The sequence below is a fragment of the Enterobacter sp. RIT637 genome (assembly GCF_019718755.1).
Classification (GTDB): domain Bacteria; phylum Pseudomonadota; class Gammaproteobacteria; order Enterobacterales; family Enterobacteriaceae; genus Enterobacter.
Genome location: NZ_JAIHAZ010000011.1, coordinates 122,218 through 139,445, shown reverse-complemented (window position 1 = coordinate 139,445; position 17,228 = coordinate 122,218). Strand labels below are relative to the sequence as shown.

The window sequence follows — 17,228 nt, the reverse complement described above, 5'->3', positions numbered from 1 at the left end:
GGTGGCGTATATTACGCTTTCCTCTTTCAGAGTCAACCCGTTATTTCAGGATTTTTCTCTTCAACCGAACCGCTTGTTGTGTGAAGTGATTCACATCCGCCGTGTCGATGGAGGCGCATTATAGGGATCCCAATTTTTAGCACAAGTGTTTTTTAGATCTTTTTTTCCAACTGTTGATTTTCCGCGCTTTTCGCTGAAATCCCGCCCGATCTGCTTAAATATTGACGTATTTTGCCTTGCCACGATCTCGAAATATGATCAAAGTCTTCTGTATAGTGCCCATCTGTCGAGGTAGATATGTCTGCAGTACTCCGCCCTTATAAAGATCTGTTCCCCCAAAAAGGCGATCGCGTGATGATCGATGCCAGCAGCGTGGTGATTGGTGATGTCCGCATAGCCGATGATGTGAGTATCTGGCCACTGGTTGCGGTCAGGGGAGATGTTAACTTTGTGTCCATCGGTGCACGCACCAATATCCAGGACGGTAGCGTTCTGCATGTGACGCATAAATCTTCTTATAATCCGGAAGGTAATCCTCTGATCATTGGAGAAGACGTTACCGTCGGTCACAAAGTGATGCTCCACGGCTGCACGATAGGTAACAGGGTGCTTGTTGGTATGGGTTCAATTTTACTGGATGGCGTAACAGTAGAAGATGATGTGATGATTGGGGCTGGTAGTCTGGTCCCGCAAAATAAACGTCTGGAAAGCGGCTATCTCTATTTAGGCAGCCCGGTAAAACAGATCCGCCCCTTAAAAGAAGCGGAAATCGAAGGATTAAAATACTCAGCAAATAACTACGTCAAATGGAAGAATGACTATCTGAATCAGGACAACCAGACCCAGCCTTGATCGTCTTCCTGCTGATCGCGGATTAAATCGCTGGCTTCCTCTTCAAGATCCCAGCGATTTTCGCAAAATACCGCCAACGGGTCTGAACCGCCAAAACGACGCAGTAGCGTTTCTCCAGTAATCGCACAAGTCAGCTGCATTCCGTGCACCAGCACCGGGAAACAAACCGCTTGCTGATTTTCATCCCAGACTTCTCTGTCAGGAAAGTGGATCGCCTGATTCACGCCATCAATTCCTGTTTCAGGTTTTCGATCACGGGTTCGACTGCAGGCAACACTCCGTGCCAGAGCAGTACTGCATGAGCCGCCTGGCCCACCAGCATGCCCAGACCATCAGCCAGATGCTTCGCGCCGTGTTGTTCACACCAGGCCAGAAAAGGTGTTTTACCTTTCTGATAGAACATGTCGTAGCAATAGACGTGGGCACTAACCAACGAAGCAGGGATCGCGGGCACTTCACCGCCAATACCGCTGGAAGTCGCATTAATGACAAGGTCGAACTCATGGTCGGCAAGGTCATCAAGCGCTACAGCACTGACGCTACCGGTATGGGCGAACAGCGCAGCCAGCTCTTCTGCACGGGAGAATGTTCGGTTGGTAATCGTTACCGCACAATCCATTGAAAGAAGAGGAAGCAGCACGCCCCGTGATGCCCCGCCCGCGCCAATCAGCAGGATCCGGAAACCAGGCTTAATAAATGAGAGTCTTTCTAAATCGCTGAGTAAACCAATCCCATCGGTGTTATCACCCAGAAGTCGACCATCCTCAAGCTGTTTAAGCGTATTTACCGCACCAGCAAGCGCCGCACGCTCAGTCAATTCATCCGCGCGTTCAAAAGCCTCTTCCTTAAAGGGGACTGTTACATTCGCACCTTTACCTCCCGCCTCGAAAAAGGCATTCAGCGTCGTCACAAACGCATCGACAGGGGCCAGCACGCGACCATAAGGATGATCTATCTGCAGTTGTTCAGCAAACAGTTGATGAATCAACGGTGACTTGCTGTGTGCAATCGGATTACCAAAAACAGCATAGGTTTCCATGAGATTACCCCTGGCGAAAACGTTCGCCGGTCAAAGCGTCGCGAATTTCAGACGGATTCAGGCGCCCTCCCGTTTCACCGACAGCGACAGGGAAGTCATTCCCGAACTGTGCCAGTACTTCTTCGGTTGTCCGACAAGGTGGCAATCCGGTCAGGTTGGCGCTGGTTGAGACTAGCGGTTTACCAAATGCCTGGCAAAGCTCAACCACCAGCGGATGGTCAGTTACGCGAACGGCGAGGGAATCAAAGCGTCCGGTTAACCAGCGCGGCGTAGTCGGCTGCGCCGGGAAAACGAAGGTCACCGGCCCAGGCCACGCGGAGAAGATGGTTTCGCGCTGCGCCGACGTCAACATGGAGTCATCGATATAGGGTTTAAGCTGCTCGTAATTCGCAGCGATCAAAATTAGCCCTTTCTCGACAGGTCTTTGCTTTAAGGTGAGCAATCGGCTCACAGCGGTCTCGCTGTCAGGATCGCAACCGACCCCAAAAACAGCTTCTGTTGGATAGGCGATGACTTGTTCATTTCTCAGTACGTCCACAGCATGGGCAATGGAGCCTGATGGCAGGTTATTATTCACTGTTTTGATCCGCCGAAACCGGCTTTCCACATTGTTTACTGGCGCAGAAGCGTTTCATGCCTTGCGCGGTTTTCTTTTCTATAAGCAGCGGATAATTGCAATGAGAGCAGGTTCCCGCTACCGGTTTAAAATTGATAACGAACTGGCATTCAGGGTAGCGATCGCACGAATGGAAGTTCTTACCATAACGGGAACGGCGTTGTACCAGCTGACCGCACTGACACTGAGGACACGCAATTGCCGTTTCATCTGGCTTATCAATTTGTTCCGTATGCTCACATTCAGGGTAGCGGCTGCATCCAATAAACATGCCGAAACGACCCTGCCGCAGTGCTAATTCGCCACCGCAGAGTGGGCAATGCTGACCCTCCAGAATTTTCACGATATGTCCATCCGCCTGGCTTTTCAGGGGACGGACATAATCACATTCCGGATACTGTGAACAACCGAGAAACGGGCCGTGTTTCCCGGACCGAATGACGAGCTCAGCCCCGCACTGTGGGCAGGGCTCGTTTTTATGCACCGTGAATAGTGCTGATTTGGCCATAACAACTCTTGGTCCCGCACATTGAATTAGTGCAGCATACCTTCATTCACTTCAAAGAGTAATTCTTCCATTTGCTGATAGGCATTTTCACAGCCTGGGATATTGAACAGAACCATCAGGATCACCCACTTAAGGTCTTCCAGTTCGAATTCTGCCGTATCCAGCGCCATGACGCGCTCTATCACCATTTCTCGCGTTTCGAGGTTTAGCACCTGAATCTGCTCAAGGAATAAGATGAATCCCCGGCAGCTGGCATCCAGCCTTTCACACTCTTCAGCGGTGTAAATGCGTACAGATAAGGGATCGGAAGCAAGCTGCATCGGTTCGGCGAGGCCGTCCTGATAATCAGCCAGTTTATCCAACCACATCAACGCATTGTAAATATCTTCCCGCTCAAATCCTGCTTCGGTAAGATCCCGTGTCAATTTGTCCTGATCCACGCGCATTTCTGCTTCGTTGTGGATGTAAGTCTCAAACAAATACATCAGTACGTCGAACATGGCATGCCCTCCTTAATCGGACATAGCCGCCGGGTACAGCTGCGATCCACCCTGCTAACTCCAGTTCAAGTAGCTGTGCTACCGTTACTGGCACAGGTTGGCCGGCACGTTCAGCGACAACGTCAACAGGTGTTACCTCATCTCCTACGTTAGCCAGGAGCTTGGGAAATGGCAATGCCACCTTCTCCTGATCTGACGAATAATGTTGCTTTTTAGGTTCATCTGTTAACCAGTTCAAGCCATACCGTAAATTTTCCAGGATATCCTCTATGCAAGTCACAGGCGTTGCGCCTTGCTTTATTAGCCAGTGCGGCCCCTCACATCCTGGATTTCCTATAGGGCCAGGTAAAGCAAAGACTTCTCGCCCCTGTTCAAGCGCACATCTTGCCGTAACCAACGAACCGCTTCGCAAAGCAGCCTCTACGACCAGCACGCCCTGACTTAACCCACTAATAATCCTGTTACGTCGAGGGAAATTCGCTGGTCTTGGGGGCGTAGAAAGAGAGAACTCAGACACTACCGCCCCCTCCGAATGAATAAGCCGCTTAGCCAGGGTCTGATGCCGACGGGGATAAATGCTAAAAAGCCCATTCCCCAACACGGCCACACTCGCGCCTTGTACTGACAATGCAGCGTTGTGGGCCACACCGTCAATGCCGCAGGCCAGACCGCTGGTGATGGTGAAACCGCATTGTGAGAGCTGTTCACTCAGGATCCTTCCCCATCGCTCACCATACCAGGAGGGCGCACGACTTCCGACAACAGCAAGTTGAACGCCATTAAGCGCCTCGAGGTTCCCCGTCACGAATAATGCCCCGGGATAATCAGGAAAAGTGCGAAGCAAAGGGGGATAAAGGGGATGGTCAGCAGTTAAGAGATGGTTTCCCGGCTGCTCCAGCCACACCAGGCTACGCTCAAGTTCATCTTCACTGAGAGCAAGAAATCGCCCAGCATGCGTTGCTGATAATCCGGCTTCACGGAGCGTCACGCCATCAATCGTTGTCTGTTTACTGAGCTGTGATGCGACCTCCAGCATTGCATCACCACAAAGAGGACCTATGTGAATTAACCGTAACCATATCTCTGTCGATGTCATCCTTTCCCCTGCCACAAGCAGCCTCCGCAATCATTGCGATTGGTCACTGATGCTGTCAATCGATGAGGGATTTGTCTAGAATAGAGATAGTATTCTTATCAACTCCTGAACACGACTCTGGAAATTTATGGCAGTTTTGCAAGTGTTACATATTCCGGACGAGCGCCTTCGCATCGTCGCTGAACCGGTTAAAGAAGTGAATGCAGAAATTCAGCGTATCGTCGATGATATGTTCGATACCATGTACGCCGAGGAAGGTATTGGCCTGGCGGCGACTCAGGTAGACATTCACAAGCGTATTATCGTGATTGATGTCTCTGAGAATCGCGATGAGCGCCTGGTGCTGATCAATCCTGAACTGCTTGAAAAGAGCGGAGAAACGGGTATTGAAGAAGGCTGTCTCTCCATTCCGGAACAACGTGCTTTAGTACCGCGTGCGGAAAAAGTGAAGATTCGCGCTCTGGACCGTGACGGTAAACCGTTCGAGCTGGAAGCAGACGACCTGCTGGCGATTTGTATTCAGCATGAGATGGATCACCTGGTCGGTAAACTGTTTATCGATTACCTCTCTCCACTGAAGCAGCAGCGTATTCGTCAGAAAGTAGAGAAACTGGATCGTTTGCGCTCTCGCGCCTAAGATCCCCCCGGATACAAGGATCAACGTGTCTAAAACACTACGCATTATTTTCGCGGGTACCCCTGATTTTGCAGCGCGTCATCTCGACGCGCTGTTATCTTCTGGTCACCAGGTTGTTGGCGTCTTTACCCAGCCGGACCGTCCGGCAGGTCGTGGGAAAAAGCTGATGCCGAGCCCGGTGAAAGTGCTGGCCGAAGAACATGGTTTACCCGTTTTCCAGCCCGCATCCTTGCGTCCTCAGGAAAATCAGCAACTGGTAGCAGACCTGAACGCGGATGTCATGGTGGTAGTGGCTTACGGTTTAATCTTGCCAAAAGCCGTGCTTGATATGCCACGCCTGGGCTGCGTCAACGTGCATGGCTCTCTTCTTCCACGCTGGCGCGGAGCGGCACCTATTCAACGCTCTCTGTGGGCTGGCGATGCTGAAACTGGCGTCACTATCATGAAGATGGACGTAGGTTTAGACACCGGTGACATGCTGTATAAGCTGGCCTGTCCAATCACTAAAGAAGATACCAGTGCCACTCTTTACGACAAACTGGCAGATTTGGGCCCTCAGGGTCTCATTGAGACGCTGCAACAACTTGCTGATAATACGGCGACACCTGAAGTTCAGGACGAAGCGCTGGTAACCTATGCCGAGAAACTCAGCAAAGAAGAAGCTCAGCTCGACTGGTCACTGTCTGCAGCTCAACTTGAACGCTGTATCCGCGCGTTTAATCCGTGGCCTATGAGCTGGATGATGATTGACGATCAGCCGGTGAAAGTCTGGAAAGCCTCCATTATTGATGGTGATACCTCTGCAGAACCCGGCACGATTATTGAAGCCAGCAAGCAGGGTATTCTGGTCGCAACCGCGAAAGGCATTCTAAGTCTTGAGTCTCTGCAACCTGCGGGTAAGAAAGCAATGAGCGCCCAGGATTTGTTAAATTCCCGTCGCGAATGGTTTATTCCTGGCAACCGTCTTGCCTGACCCCTTTCATTTTTAAGGCCCGGTGTTTCCGGGCATTTTTATTTTTACGGCTATGAAAAAACAAAATCTACGCAGTATGGCGGCACAGGCCGTTGAGCAAGTTGTCGAACAGGGCCAGTCACTCAGTAATGTCCTGCCCCCACTGCAACAGAAAGTGTCCGATAAAGACAAAGCTCTGCTTCAGGAGCTATGCTTTGGCGTGCTACGCACCCTTTCTCAGCTTGAGTGGTTGATTAGCAAGCTGATGTCACGCCCCATGACCGGCAAGCAACGTACCATTCATTATTTGATCATGGTTGGCTTCTACCAACTGCTTCATACACGTATTCCTCCTCATGCTGCGCTGGCTGAAACGGTGGAAGGTGCCGTTGCGGTTAAACGTCCTCAACTCAAGGGTTTGATCAACGGCGTACTGCGTCAGTTCCAGCGACAACAGGAAGAGCTCCTGGCTGAATTCACCCAAAGCGAAACACGTTTCCTGCACCCGGAATGGCTGTTGAAGCGCCTGAAAAAAGCCTATCCGCAGCAGTGGCAGGATATTGCTGACGCCAATAACCAACGTCCACCGATGTGGTTACGCGTCAACCGTAATCATCATACTCGGGACGCATGGCTGGCTATGCTGGAAGAAGCTGGAATGAACGGGTTCACACATGAAGCCTACCCGGATGCCGTACGTTTAGCCTCTCCGGCACCGGTACACGTGCTTCCCGGCTTCGAAGACGGCTGGGTCACTGTCCAGGATGCCTCTGCCCAAGGGTGTATGACCTGGCTTGAGCCACAAAATGGTGAGCAGATCCTCGATCTCTGCGCTGCCCCTGGCGGTAAAACGACGCATATTCTGGAAGTTGCTCCGCAGGCGAACGTAATGGCAGTAGATGTTGATGAACAACGTCTTTCTCGCGTCTACGATAACCTGAAGCGCCTTGGAATGAAGGCTCAGGTCAAGCAAGGCGACGGACGTAAACCTGCAGAATGGTGTGGCGAATCGCAATTCGATCGCATTTTGCTGGATGCTCCCTGCTCAGCGACGGGCGTGATTCGTCGCCATCCGGACATCAAATGGCTACGCCGCGATCGCGATATTTCAGAGTTGGCTCAACTGCAATCCGACATTCTCGATGCTATCTGGCCACATCTTAAACCCGGCGGAACGCTGGTCTATGCAACCTGCTCCGTACTTCCGGAAGAAAACAGCCAGCAAATTGCGGCCTTCCTTAAGCGTACACCTGATGCGACATTACGCGATACGGGTACGCCGGAACGTCCTGGCCAGCAGAATCTCCCCGGCGCCGAAGAGGGCGATGGCTTCTTTTACGCTAAGCTAATCAAAGAGTGATGTAGAGAACAGGTCACGAGATATGAAAATTATCATTCTGGGCGCAGGACAGGTTGGCGGAACGTTGGCGGAAAATCTTGTTGGCGAAAACAACGACATCACAATTGTTGATACCAACGGCGATCGTCTGCGTGTCTTACAGGACAAGTTTGACCTGCGCGTGGTGCAGGGTCATGGTTCGCACCCACGCGTTCTTCGTGAAGCGGGTGCCGACGATGCCGACATGCTGGTTGCGGTAACCAGTTCTGACGAAACCAACATGGTGGCCTGTCAGGTGGCCTACTCGCTTTTCAACACGCCAAACCGTATTGCGCGTATTCGCTCTCCGGACTATGTTCGCGATGCAGAAAAGCTGTTTAATTCTGAAGCGGTACCGATTGATCATCTGATAGCGCCAGAACAACTCGTTATCGACAATATCTATCGCCTGATCGAATATCCGGGCGCTTTACAGGTTGTGAATTTTGCGGAAGGTAAAGTAAGCCTGGCAGTGGTGAAAGCCTATTACGGCGGCCCACTGATTGGTAATGCCTTGTCTACGATGCGTGAGCACATGCCACATATCGATACTCGCGTCGCTGCCATTTTCCGCCACGACAGGCCTATTCGGCCGCAAGGCTCAACGATTGTTGAAGCCGGAGATGAGGTTTTCTTTATTGCCGCATCGCAGCATATCCGCGCGGTGATGAGTGAACTGCAGCGTCTTGAAAAGCCCTATAAACGCATTATGCTGGTCGGGGGGGGGAATATTGGCGCAGGTCTGGCGAGACGACTGGAAAAAGACTATAGCGTCAAGTTGATCGAACGCGATCAACAGCGCGCTTCCGAACTCGCTGAAAAGCTGCAGAATACGATCGTATTTTATGGTGATGCATCCGATCAAGAATTGCTGGCTGAAGAGCATATTGATCAAGTTGATCTGTTTATTGCCGTCACCAACGACGACGAAGCGAATATTATGTCTGCAATGCTCGCCAAACGAATGGGAGCAAAGAAGGTCATGGTGCTTATCCAGCGCAAGGCGTATGTCGATCTGGTCCAGGGCAGCGTTATTGATATTGCCATTTCACCGCAGCAAGCGACAATTTCAGCCCTGCTAAGCCATGTCCGTAAAGCGGATATCGTCGGCGTTTCTTCACTTCGTCGCGGTGTTGCTGAAGCCATTGAGGCAGTGGCACACGGTGATGAAACGACATCACGCGTTGTGGGTCGTTCAATTGATGAAATCAAATTACCACCGGGCACAATCATTGGGGCTGTGGTGCGCGGGAATGATGTCATGATCGCCAATGATAATTTACGCATCGAGCAAGGGGACCACGTTATTATGTTCCTTACCGATAAAAAGTTTATTACAGACGTCGAACGTTTATTCCAGCCAAGTCCATTCTTCCTGTAATGATTCAGGTGCTCGGGTTAGAGCACCTGATTATTAACCTTTTAATTCCTGCGCCTTTTATTTTTCATAACCTTTATTTATCCTCGATGGCAATTAGCTAATCATTTGTTAAACTTATAGTCGTCAGCTGGCACAAGGAGAACATAATGAGTTTCATGAAAGAATTTCGCGAATTTGCGATGCGCGGGAATGTAGTAGATTTAGCTGTGGGTGTCATTATTGGTGCTGCGTTCGGTAAGATCGTTTCATCATTGGTTGCCGACATTATTATGCCACCGTTGGGGCTATTAATTGGGGGCATTGACTTCAAACAGTTCGCCGTCACGCTCCGGGATGCGCAGGGAGATATCCCGGCAGTCGTTATGCACTATGGCGTATTTATTCAGAATATCTTTGATTTCGTGATCGTGGCGTTTGCCATTTTTATGGCCATCAAGCTCATCAACAAGCTTAACCGTAAAAAAGAAGAACCGGCAGCAGCACCGCCAGCCCCCTCTAAAGAAGAAGTTTTACTGACTGAAATTCGCGATCTGTTAAAAGAGCAGAATAGCCGCTCCTGACAGGATGCCAAAAGCAGGAAGGCCAGTGGTAAATAAGCGATTCGCTTTTTTGCCACTGGCCTCCCAGCTACCCCGATTCCCATGTTTCCCTTTACGCAGATAACTCCCTTTCCCTTTTTTATTCTTCTCAACGCGCTGTCTGAAAAGCGGGTCGTGAAGTAATGCCTCAATGGCGTTATCCTTAATTTGTCCCTTCGTATGCTGATAGCGGCTCATAATTTCTCCTGAGCATGGTTTATGTTGACGCGAGTGTAGGCCCGGGCTCAGGGAAAATCAACACCCCTGAGTTTCCTTTTCGCCACTGGCACCCTGTTCAAGGGCTTCAAGAATAGAGCAATAAATGCTGCTGTGCGCAGTACCACAGCATGCATCATTCAATCTTTGCAGGGAACGCTGCATGGTCTGCAATTCCTGAATTCGGGCTTCAACTTCATCCAGTCGGGCCTGGACGATGCTTTTAGACTCCTGGCAAGTGTGGTGCGCCGGATCAATGCGGATCGACAGTAACTCGCGGATCGACTCCAGCGTGAAACCAAGCTGCCGTGCGTAGCGGATAAACCGAAGACGCTGGAGATCATTGTCGGTATAAAGACGGAATCCACCTTCCGTTCTCACCTCATGATCTATCATCTGCTGTTTCTCGTAGTAACGGATTGTATCTGGAGTTACGTTAGCAAGCTTTGCAAGTTCACCAATACGATACATCGTTATTCCTCATTAATTCTCTGCATTAACCTTCCACAATATTCACCGTGCAAAAAGTCAGTGCTCATGCCAGCCTGGCGGAGTTTAAGCTCAATCAGCGTTAGTCGGCGGCTGAGCTCACTGTGCCGTGGGTCGTCTTTGCGAACACTTTTAAGTAGATCACGGAGCTCAACGGCCTCTCTTCGCTGTTCAAGTTCAGGAGGCAAGCAGCCCGCATTTTTAAGTAAGCGGTATCCTGCACGTAATTCAGGTGCAATGTGCGAATCATCATCCAATACGAGCGGTTCGCCGCTTCCTGGAAGATTATCGAATTCACCTTTGCGTTGGGCATCGCTGATATGGCGCTCTACCCATTGATCAAGTAACCACATGATGATCTCCGCGGATGAACAGAAAAGATACAGATATTGTAGAGAGGTGGTGATACTGAGGATATAAAAAAACCCGCCGGAGCGGGTTTTTTTACGTTACTACAGATTACTCTGCAGCAGCTTCTGCTTTCTCTGAACGATCAACCAGCTCGATGTAAGCCATCGGCGCGTTGTCGCCTGCACGGAAACCACACTTCAGAATGCGAGTGTAACCACCGGCACGGCTCGCGAAACGCGGGCCCAGTTCGTTAAACAGTTTTGCCACGATCTCGTTATCACGAGTACGGGCGAATGCCAGACGACGATTAGCAACGCTGTCAGTCTTGGCAAGAGTAATCAGCGGCTCAACTACGCGACGCAGCTCTTTCGCTTTAGGCAGGGTCGTCTTGATGATCTCATGACGAACCAGTGAACCTGCCATGTTGCGGAACATAGCCTGGCGATGGCTGCTGTTGCGGTTCAGTTGACGACCACTCTTACGATGGCGCATGACCTTATCCTTCTCAGTAAAACCTTAACCTGTGATCCGGTTACTCGTCAGCAATGCTTGCCGGTGGCCAGTTTTCCAGGCGCATGCCCAGAGACAGACCACGTGAAGCCAGCACGTCTTTAATCTCGGTAAGAGATTTTTTACCCAGGTTCGGCGTTTTCAGCAACTCAACCTCGGTACGCTGTACCAGATCACCGATATAGTGGATAGCTTCTGCCTTAAGGCAGTTAGCAGAGCGGACAGTCAATTCCAGATCGTCAACAGGGCGCAGCAGGATCGGATCGAATTCTGGTTTCTCTTCTTTCACTTCCGGCTGACGTACATCACGTAAGTCAACGAAAGCTTCCAGTTGTTCTGCCAGGATGGTTGCCGCACGACGAATCGCCTCTTCAGGATCGATTGTGCCGTTGGTTTCCATTTCGATGACCAGCTTGTCCAGGTCGGTACGCTGTTCTACACGCGCTGCTTCAACATTGTAGGCAATACGCTCTACAGGGCTGTAGCATGCGTCGACCAGCAGACGGCCGATTGGGCGCTCATCTTCTTCCGAATGAATTCGGGCAGAAGCCGGCACATAACCACGACCGCGCTGAACTTTGATACGCATGCTAATAGCTGCGTTCTCATCGGTCAGGTGGCAGATCACGTGCTGCGGCTTGACGATTTCAACATCACCGTCGTGGGTGATGTCGGCTGCAGTCACAGGGCCAATGCCAGATTTATTCAGAGTAAGAATAACTTCATCTTTACCCTGAACTCTCACCGCCAGCCCTTTCAGGTTGAGCAGGATTTCAAGGATATCTTCCTGAACGCCTTCTTTGGTGCTGTACTCATGAAGTACACCATCAATCTCAACCTCGGTCACCGCGCAACCCGGCATCGATGAGAGCAGAATACGGCGCAGTGCGTTACCCAGAGTATGGCCAAAGCCACGCTCTAAAGGCTCAAGGGTCACCTTGGCGTGCGTCGAACTCACTTGCTCGATATCTACCAGGCGCGGTTTTAGAAACTCTGTCACAGAACCCTGCATTGTGTCCTCTCTTTGGTACTAAGCTTTACTTGGAGTAAAGCTCGACGATCAGGTGTTCGTTAATGTCCGCAGACAGATCAGAACGTTCTGGCTGACGCTTGAACGTACCTTCCATCTTGCCAGCATCAACTTCCAGCCAGGTTGGCTTTTCACGCTGCTCAGCCAGCTCCAGAGCGGCCTTCACGCGAGATTGCTTTTTCGCTTTCTCACGAATGCTAACAACGTCATTCGCTTTAACCTGATAAGAAGCGATGTTAACAACACGACCGTTTACCATGATTGCTTTGTGGCTAACCAGCTGACGTGATTCAGCACGAGTAGCGCCGAAGCCCATACGGTATACAACGTTGTCCAGACGACCTTCCAGCAGAGCCAGCAGGTTTTCACCTGTGTTGCCTTTCAGACGTGCTGCTTCTTTATAGTAGTTACGGAACTGACGCTCCAGCACACCGTACATACGGCGAACTTTTTGCTTTTCACGCAACTGCACACCATAGTCAGACAGACGCGGTTTACGCGCACCGTGCTGGCCAGGAGCTTGTTCAATTTTACACTTGGTATCGATCGCGCGAACGCCAGACTTAAGGAATAAGTCGGTGCCCTCACGACGGCTCAGCTTGAGCTTAGGACCCAAATATCTTGCCATTTTCTATCTCCAACTAACCTAAAAAACGGAGCGTTATACGCGACGTTTTTTCGGCGGACGACAACCGTTATGAGGGATCGGAGTCACATCAGTAATATTCGTGATGCGGAAACCAGCGGCGTTCAGAGCGCGAACAGTAGATTCACGACCCGGACCCGGACCTTTAACCATAACTTCCAGATTCTTGATGCCGTATTCTTTTACGGCTTCTGCGCAACGCTCTGCTGCAACCTGAGCTGCGAACGGAGTGGATTTGCGAGAACCACGGAAACCGGAACCACCGGCTGTTGCCCAACCCAATGCGTTACCCTGACGATCAGTAATAGTAACGATGGTGTTGTTGAAAGAAGCATGGATATGAGCCACGCCGTCAGAGACTTGTTTTCTTACACGTTTACGTGCACGAACTGGTGCCTTTGCCATTATTCAATCACCCCGATTATTTCTTGATCGGTTTGCGCGGACCCTTACGGGTACGTGCGTTGGTCTTAGTACGCTGACCGCGCACTGGCAGACCACGACGATGACGCAAACCGCGATAGCAACCAAGATCCATCAGGCGCTTGATGCTCATGCTGATTTCACGGCGCAGATCACCTTCAACGACAAATTTGGCAACTTCGTCACGCAGCGTGTCGATTTGTTCTTCAGACAGCTCACTGATCTTAACATCTTCAGCGATACCCGCTGCAGCCAGAATGGCTTTAGAACGGGTCTTGCCGACGCCGTAGATCGAAGTTAATGCGATCACAGCATGTTTCTGATCAGGAATGTTAATGCCTGCTATACGGGCCACTATGCACTCCTACTATTTAATATGTACGCACCATGCTGAAAAGCCCGTTTTCAGGATACTCAAATGGAAACGTACAGACATACAAAAGATTGGCTGGCTAATCTAGCCAGCTCAACCCAACTTTGCAAGAAAAATATGCGAAATAATCAGCCTTGGCGCTGTTTATGCTTCGGCTCGGCACTGCAAATCACACGGATGACACCATCACGCTTAACGATTTTGCAGTTACGGCATAATTTCTTGACGGAAGCACGAACTTTCATTTTTACTCTCCGTAACTTCTCAGGCGACCATTTAGCGGCCGTAGCCTTTCAGGTTCGCCTTCTTCAATGCAGACTCGTACTGACTCGACATCATCAGAGTTTGCACTTGAGCCATAAAGTCCATAATCACGACAACAACGATAAGCAGTGAGGTCCCACCGAAGTAGAACGGTACTTTCATTGCATCACGCATGAACTCCGGGATCAGGCAGATAAAAGTAATATAAAGCGCACCAACCAAAGTCAGGCGAGTCATTACTTTATCGATATACTTCGCCGTTTGCTCTCCCGGACGAATTCCTGGTACAAATGCACCGGACTTCTTCAGGTTATCTGCTGTTTCACGCGGGTTGAAGACCAACGCCGTGTAGAAGAAACAGAAGAAGATGATCGCAGACGCATAGAGTAACACATAAAGTGGTTGCCCAGGCTGCAAATACAGCGAAATTGTTGTCAGCCAGTTCCAACCAGTACCGCCCCCGAACCATGACGCGATGGTTGCCGGGAACAGAATAATACTGGAAGCGAAGATAGCCGGGATAACCCCCGCCATGTTCACTTTCAGCGGTAAATGTGTGCTCTGTGCAGCATAGACACGACGACCCTGCTGACGTTTAGCGTAGTTCACCACAATGCGGCGTTGACCACGTTCAACGAAGACAACAAAGAACGTCACTGCAAATACTAATACTGCAACCAACAGCAACAGGAGGAAGTGCAGGTCGCCTTGACGCGCTTGCTCGATAGTATGGGCGATGGCTGGCGGGAGGCCCGCAACAATACCGGCGAAGATAATGATTGAGATACCGTTACCGATACCACGCTCAGTAATCTGTTCGCCGAGCCACATCAGGAACATAGTCCCTGTGACCAGACTTACAACAGCGGTGAAGTAGAATGCAAAGCCCGGGTTTAACACCAGGCCCTGCATACCAGGCATATTCGGCAGACCGGTAGCAATACCGATCGACTGGAATATTGCCAGCACCAGAGTACCGTAACGGGTGTACTGACTAATCTTACGACGTCCAGACTCCCCTTCTTTCTTCAACTCTGCCAGGGCCGGATGAACGACCGTCAGCAGCTGGATAATAATAGATGCCGAAATGTACGGCATAATACCCAATGCGAAGATAGAAGCACGGCTGAGAGCACCACCAGAGAACATGTTGAACATTTCAATGATGGTGCCTCGCTGTTGCTCAAGCAGTTTGGCAAGTACAGCGGCATCGATACCAGGGATCGGAATAAAAGAGCCAATACGGAACACAATCAGCGCGCCGATAACAAACAGCAGTCTGCGTTTCAGCTCGCCAAATCCACCTTTGGCACTTTGAAAATCTAATCCCGGTTGCTTAGCCATCTGCTACTTATTCCTCAATTTTACCGCCAGCAGCTTCGATAGCAGCACGAGCACCTTTAGTAACACGCAGGCCACGAACAGTTACCGGAGTAGAAACTTCACCAGCCAGGATCACTTTCGCGAACTCGATCTGGATACCGATAATGTTTGCTGCTTTCAGCGTGTTCAGGTCTACAACGCCGCCTTCAACTTTCGCCAGGTCAGACAGACGGATTTCCGCTGTGATCGCTGCTTTGCGAGAGGTGAAGCCGAACTTCGGCAGACGACGGTACAGTGGCATCTGGCCACCCTCGAAACCGCGACGTACGCCACCGCCAGAACGAGAGTTCTGACCTTTGTGACCACGACCACCGGTTTTGCCGAGGCCAGAACCGATACCACGACCCAGGCGTTTACCCGCCTTTTTAGAGCCTTCGGCCGGAGACAGAGTATTTAAACGCATCTCTTACTCCTCAACTTTAACCATGAAGTAAACCGCGTTGACCATACCACGAACAGCAGGAGTATCCTCGCGCTCAACGGTATGACCAATACGACGCAGACCCAGGCCAAGCAGCGTTGCCTTGTGTTTCGGCAGACGACCGATTGCACTGCGGGTTTGAGTGATTTTAATAGTCTTTGCCATGGTCAATTACCCCAGAATTTCTTCAACGGATTTACCACGCTTGGCAGCGACCATTTCTGGAGAATTCATATTTTCCAGGCCATCAATAGTTGCACGAACCACGTTGATCGGGTTGGTGGAACCATATGCTTTAGCCAGAACGTTATGAACTCCAGCAACTTCCAGAACGGCGCGCATTGCACCACCGGCGATGATCCCGGTACCTTCTGAAGCTGGCTGCATGAATACACGAGAACCCGTGTGAACACCTTTAACTGGGTGTTGCAGGGTACCGTTGTTCAGCGCGACGTTAATCATATTGCGACGGGCTTTTTCCATCGCTTTCTGGATCGCTGCTGGAACTTCACGCGCTTTACCGTAACCAAAACCAACGCGACCGTTACCATCGCCTACTACAGTCAGAGCTGTGAAGGAGAAAATACGACCACCTTTAACGGTTTTAGATACGCGGTTTACCGCGATCAGCTTTTCCTGCAGTTCGCCAGCCTGTTTTTCGATGTGAGCCATCTTACACCTCTACCTTAGAACTGAAGGCCAGCTTCACGGGCAGCATCTGCCAGTGCCTGGACACGACCATGATATTGGAACCCGGAACGGTCAAAGGAAACATTGCTGATGCCTTTTTCCAGAGCGCGTTCAGCAACAGCTTTACCTACAGCTGCAGCGGCGTCTTTGTTACCGGTGTACTTCAATTGTTCTGAGATAGCTTTTTCTACAGTAGAAGCAGCTACCAGAACTTCAGAACCGTTCGGTGCAATTACCTGTGCGTAAATATGACGCGGGGTACGATGTACCACCAGGCGAGTTGCACCCAGCTCTTTGAGCTTGCGGCGTGCGCGGGTCGCACGACGGATACGAGCAGATTTCTTATCCATAGTGTTACCTTACTTCTTCTTAGCCTCTTTGGTACGCACGACTTCGTCGGCGTAACGAACACCCTTGCCTTTGTAAGGCTCAGGACGACGGTAGGCGCGCAGATCTGCTGCAACCTGACCGATCAGCTGTTTATCAGCGCCTTTCAGCACGATTTCAGTTTGAGTCGGACATTCTGCAGTGATACCGGCCGGCAGCGGATGCTCAACAGGGTGTGAGAAGCCCAGAGACAGGCCTACTGCATTCCCTTTGATAGCTGCACGATAACCTACACCAACCAGCTGAAGCTTTTTAGTGAAGCCTTCGGTAACACCAACAACCATTGAGTTCAGCAGGGCACGCGCGGTACCAGCCTGAGCCCATCCATCCACGAAACCATCACGTGGACCGAAGGTCAGAGCGTTATCTGCATGTTTAACTTCAACAGCTTTGTTGAGGGTACGAGTCAGCTCGCCGTTTTTACCTTTGATCGTAATAACCTGACCGTCGATTTTTACATCAACGCCGGCAGGAATAACGACCGGTGCTTTAGCAACACGAGACATTC

Annotated in this window: 27 protein-coding genes; 6 read left to right on the top strand and 21 right to left on the bottom strand. The window is 50.7% G+C overall.

Annotated features, from left to right (window positions below):
- Positions 1-297: 297 nt before the first annotated feature.
- Complete coding sequence (locus K5E19_RS16430) at positions 298-852, top strand: gamma carbonic anhydrase family protein (protein ID WP_221552125.1); 555 nt, start codon at positions 298-300, stop codon at positions 850-852.
- Here K5E19_RS16430 and K5E19_RS16425 read toward each other — a convergent pair.
- From K5E19_RS16425 to dprA, 6 genes are read right to left on the bottom strand one after another with little or no spacing between them, the layout of a single operon-like run.
- Complete coding sequence (locus K5E19_RS16425; protein WP_221552124.1) at positions 828-1,076, bottom strand: DUF1488 domain-containing protein; 249 nt, start codon at positions 1,074-1,076, stop codon at positions 828-830. The two genes, K5E19_RS16430 and K5E19_RS16425, sit on opposite strands and share 25 nt — an antisense overlap.
- The gene (gene aroE, locus K5E19_RS16420; RefSeq protein ID WP_221552123.1) at positions 1,073-1,891 is read right to left on the bottom strand and encodes a shikimate dehydrogenase; all 819 of its coding nucleotides are present in this window, start codon (positions 1,889-1,891) and stop codon (positions 1,073-1,075) included. Before aroE ends, K5E19_RS16425 begins: the two co-directional genes overlap by 4 nt.
- 4 nt (positions 1,892-1,895) lie before the next feature.
- Positions 1,896-2,468: an L-threonylcarbamoyladenylate synthase type 1 TsaC gene (tsaC, locus tag K5E19_RS16415; RefSeq protein ID WP_221552122.1), complete on the bottom strand. Its 573-nt coding sequence runs from the start codon at positions 2,466-2,468 to the stop codon at positions 1,896-1,898.
- Positions 2,461-3,015: a type I DNA topoisomerase gene (locus K5E19_RS16410; RefSeq protein ID WP_221552121.1), complete on the bottom strand. Its 555-nt coding sequence runs from the start codon at positions 3,013-3,015 to the stop codon at positions 2,461-2,463. The genes tsaC and K5E19_RS16410 overlap by 8 nt, the downstream gene beginning before the upstream one ends.
- 26 nt (positions 3,016-3,041) lie before the next feature.
- Positions 3,042-3,515 (bottom strand): DUF494 family protein Smg, encoded by a 474-nt coding sequence (gene smg / locus K5E19_RS16405; protein ID WP_042717081.1) that lies wholly within the window; start codon positions 3,513-3,515, stop codon positions 3,042-3,044.
- Positions 3,487-4,611 carry a DNA-protecting protein DprA gene (dprA, locus tag K5E19_RS16400; protein WP_221552120.1) on the bottom strand — a complete coding sequence of 375 codons (1,125 nt, stop codon included), beginning with the start codon at positions 4,609-4,611 and terminating at the stop codon, positions 3,487-3,489. Before dprA ends, smg begins: the two co-directional genes overlap by 29 nt.
- A 127-nt stretch (positions 4,612-4,738) precedes the next feature.
- Here dprA and def point away from each other — a divergent pair, with 127 nt between their 5' ends.
- The 5 genes from def to mscL all read left to right on the top strand — a co-directional run bounded on the left by def (position 4,739) and on the right by mscL (position 9,519).
- Positions 4,739-5,248: a peptide deformylase gene (def, locus tag K5E19_RS16395; protein ID WP_221552119.1), complete on the top strand. Its 510-nt coding sequence runs from the start codon at positions 4,739-4,741 to the stop codon at positions 5,246-5,248.
- 25 nt (positions 5,249-5,273) lie between these two features.
- Entirely contained in the window at positions 5,274-6,221 is a 948-nt protein-coding gene (fmt, locus tag K5E19_RS16390) for a methionyl-tRNA formyltransferase (RefSeq protein ID WP_221552118.1), read from the top strand.
- Positions 6,222-6,273: 52 nt separating this feature from the next.
- Positions 6,274-7,560, top strand: a complete 1,287-nt coding sequence (rsmB, locus tag K5E19_RS16385; protein WP_221552116.1) for a 16S rRNA (cytosine(967)-C(5))-methyltransferase RsmB — start codon at positions 6,274-6,276, stop codon at positions 7,558-7,560.
- Positions 7,561-7,582: 22 nt separating this feature from the next.
- A complete protein-coding gene (gene trkA, locus K5E19_RS16380; protein ID WP_126546505.1) occupies positions 7,583-8,959 on the top strand; it encodes a Trk system potassium transporter TrkA in 1,377 nt (458 codons plus the stop codon).
- A gap of 146 nt (positions 8,960-9,105) precedes the next feature.
- Positions 9,106-9,519 (top strand): large-conductance mechanosensitive channel protein MscL, encoded by a 414-nt coding sequence (gene mscL, locus K5E19_RS16375; RefSeq protein WP_221552114.1) that lies wholly within the window; start codon positions 9,106-9,108, stop codon positions 9,517-9,519.
- On the opposite strand, the gene K5E19_RS16370 is transcribed toward mscL, so the two are convergent.
- From K5E19_RS16370 to rplF, 15 genes are all read right to left on the bottom strand, one after another.
- Positions 9,493-9,735 carry an alternative ribosome-rescue factor A gene (locus tag K5E19_RS16370; RefSeq protein WP_221552113.1) on the bottom strand — a complete coding sequence of 81 codons (243 nt, stop codon included), beginning with the start codon at positions 9,733-9,735 and terminating at the stop codon, positions 9,493-9,495. The genes mscL and K5E19_RS16370 overlap by 27 nt on opposite strands.
- A gap of 57 nt (positions 9,736-9,792) precedes the next feature.
- Complete coding sequence (gene zntR / locus K5E19_RS16365; RefSeq protein ID WP_221552112.1) at positions 9,793-10,224, bottom strand: Zn(2+)-responsive transcriptional regulator; 432 nt, start codon at positions 10,222-10,224, stop codon at positions 9,793-9,795.
- Between the two features lie 2 nt (positions 10,225-10,226).
- Positions 10,227-10,595 carry a DUF1992 domain-containing protein gene (locus K5E19_RS16360; RefSeq protein ID WP_221552111.1) on the bottom strand — a complete coding sequence of 123 codons (369 nt, stop codon included), beginning with the start codon at positions 10,593-10,595 and terminating at the stop codon, positions 10,227-10,229.
- A 106-nt stretch (positions 10,596-10,701) separates the two neighbouring features.
- Positions 10,702-11,085, bottom strand: a complete 384-nt coding sequence (gene rplQ / locus K5E19_RS16355; protein ID WP_001216368.1) for a 50S ribosomal protein L17 — start codon at positions 11,083-11,085, stop codon at positions 10,702-10,704.
- Between the two features lie 40 nt (positions 11,086-11,125).
- Positions 11,126-12,115, bottom strand: a complete 990-nt coding sequence (locus K5E19_RS16350; RefSeq protein WP_002919219.1) for a DNA-directed RNA polymerase subunit alpha — start codon at positions 12,113-12,115, stop codon at positions 11,126-11,128.
- A gap of 25 nt (positions 12,116-12,140) precedes the next feature.
- Entirely contained in the window at positions 12,141-12,761 is a 621-nt protein-coding gene (gene rpsD, locus K5E19_RS16345; protein WP_004868345.1) for a 30S ribosomal protein S4, read from the bottom strand.
- A gap of 33 nt (positions 12,762-12,794) precedes the next feature.
- On the bottom strand, positions 12,795-13,184 hold the full coding sequence (gene rpsK, locus K5E19_RS16340; RefSeq protein ID WP_003863312.1) for a 30S ribosomal protein S11: 390 nt from the start codon (positions 13,182-13,184) through the stop codon (positions 12,795-12,797).
- 16 nt (positions 13,185-13,200) lie between these two features.
- Positions 13,201-13,557 carry a 30S ribosomal protein S13 gene (rpsM, locus tag K5E19_RS16335; RefSeq protein WP_003863308.1) on the bottom strand — a complete coding sequence of 119 codons (357 nt, stop codon included), beginning with the start codon at positions 13,555-13,557 and terminating at the stop codon, positions 13,201-13,203.
- A 146-nt stretch (positions 13,558-13,703) separates the two neighbouring features.
- Positions 13,704-13,820, bottom strand: a complete 117-nt coding sequence (rpmJ, locus tag K5E19_RS16330) for a 50S ribosomal protein L36 (RefSeq protein WP_000868187.1) — start codon at positions 13,818-13,820, stop codon at positions 13,704-13,706.
- A 31-nt stretch (positions 13,821-13,851) separates the two neighbouring features.
- A complete protein-coding gene (secY, locus tag K5E19_RS16325; protein WP_003863305.1) occupies positions 13,852-15,183 on the bottom strand; it encodes a preprotein translocase subunit SecY in 1,332 nt (443 codons plus the stop codon).
- A gap of 7 nt (positions 15,184-15,190) precedes the next feature.
- Positions 15,191-15,625 (bottom strand): 50S ribosomal protein L15, encoded by a 435-nt coding sequence (gene rplO / locus K5E19_RS16320; RefSeq protein WP_003863304.1) that lies wholly within the window; start codon positions 15,623-15,625, stop codon positions 15,191-15,193.
- Positions 15,626-15,628: 3 nt separating this feature from the next.
- Positions 15,629-15,808 (bottom strand): 50S ribosomal protein L30, encoded by a 180-nt coding sequence (gene rpmD, locus K5E19_RS16315; RefSeq protein WP_003863301.1) that lies wholly within the window; start codon positions 15,806-15,808, stop codon positions 15,629-15,631.
- 6 nt (positions 15,809-15,814) lie between these two features.
- Positions 15,815-16,315 carry a 30S ribosomal protein S5 gene (gene rpsE, locus K5E19_RS16310; RefSeq protein WP_003863299.1) on the bottom strand — a complete coding sequence of 167 codons (501 nt, stop codon included), beginning with the start codon at positions 16,313-16,315 and terminating at the stop codon, positions 15,815-15,817.
- 14 nt (positions 16,316-16,329) lie between these two features.
- Positions 16,330-16,683, bottom strand: coding sequence for a 50S ribosomal protein L18 (rplR, locus tag K5E19_RS16305; protein ID WP_003863297.1), 354 nt, complete (start codon positions 16,681-16,683; stop codon positions 16,330-16,332).
- A 9-nt stretch (positions 16,684-16,692) separates the two neighbouring features.
- On the bottom strand, positions 16,693-17,226 hold the full coding sequence (gene rplF, locus K5E19_RS16300; RefSeq protein ID WP_003863296.1) for a 50S ribosomal protein L6: 534 nt from the start codon (positions 17,224-17,226) through the stop codon (positions 16,693-16,695).
- Between the last annotated feature and the right edge of the window lie 2 nt (positions 17,227-17,228).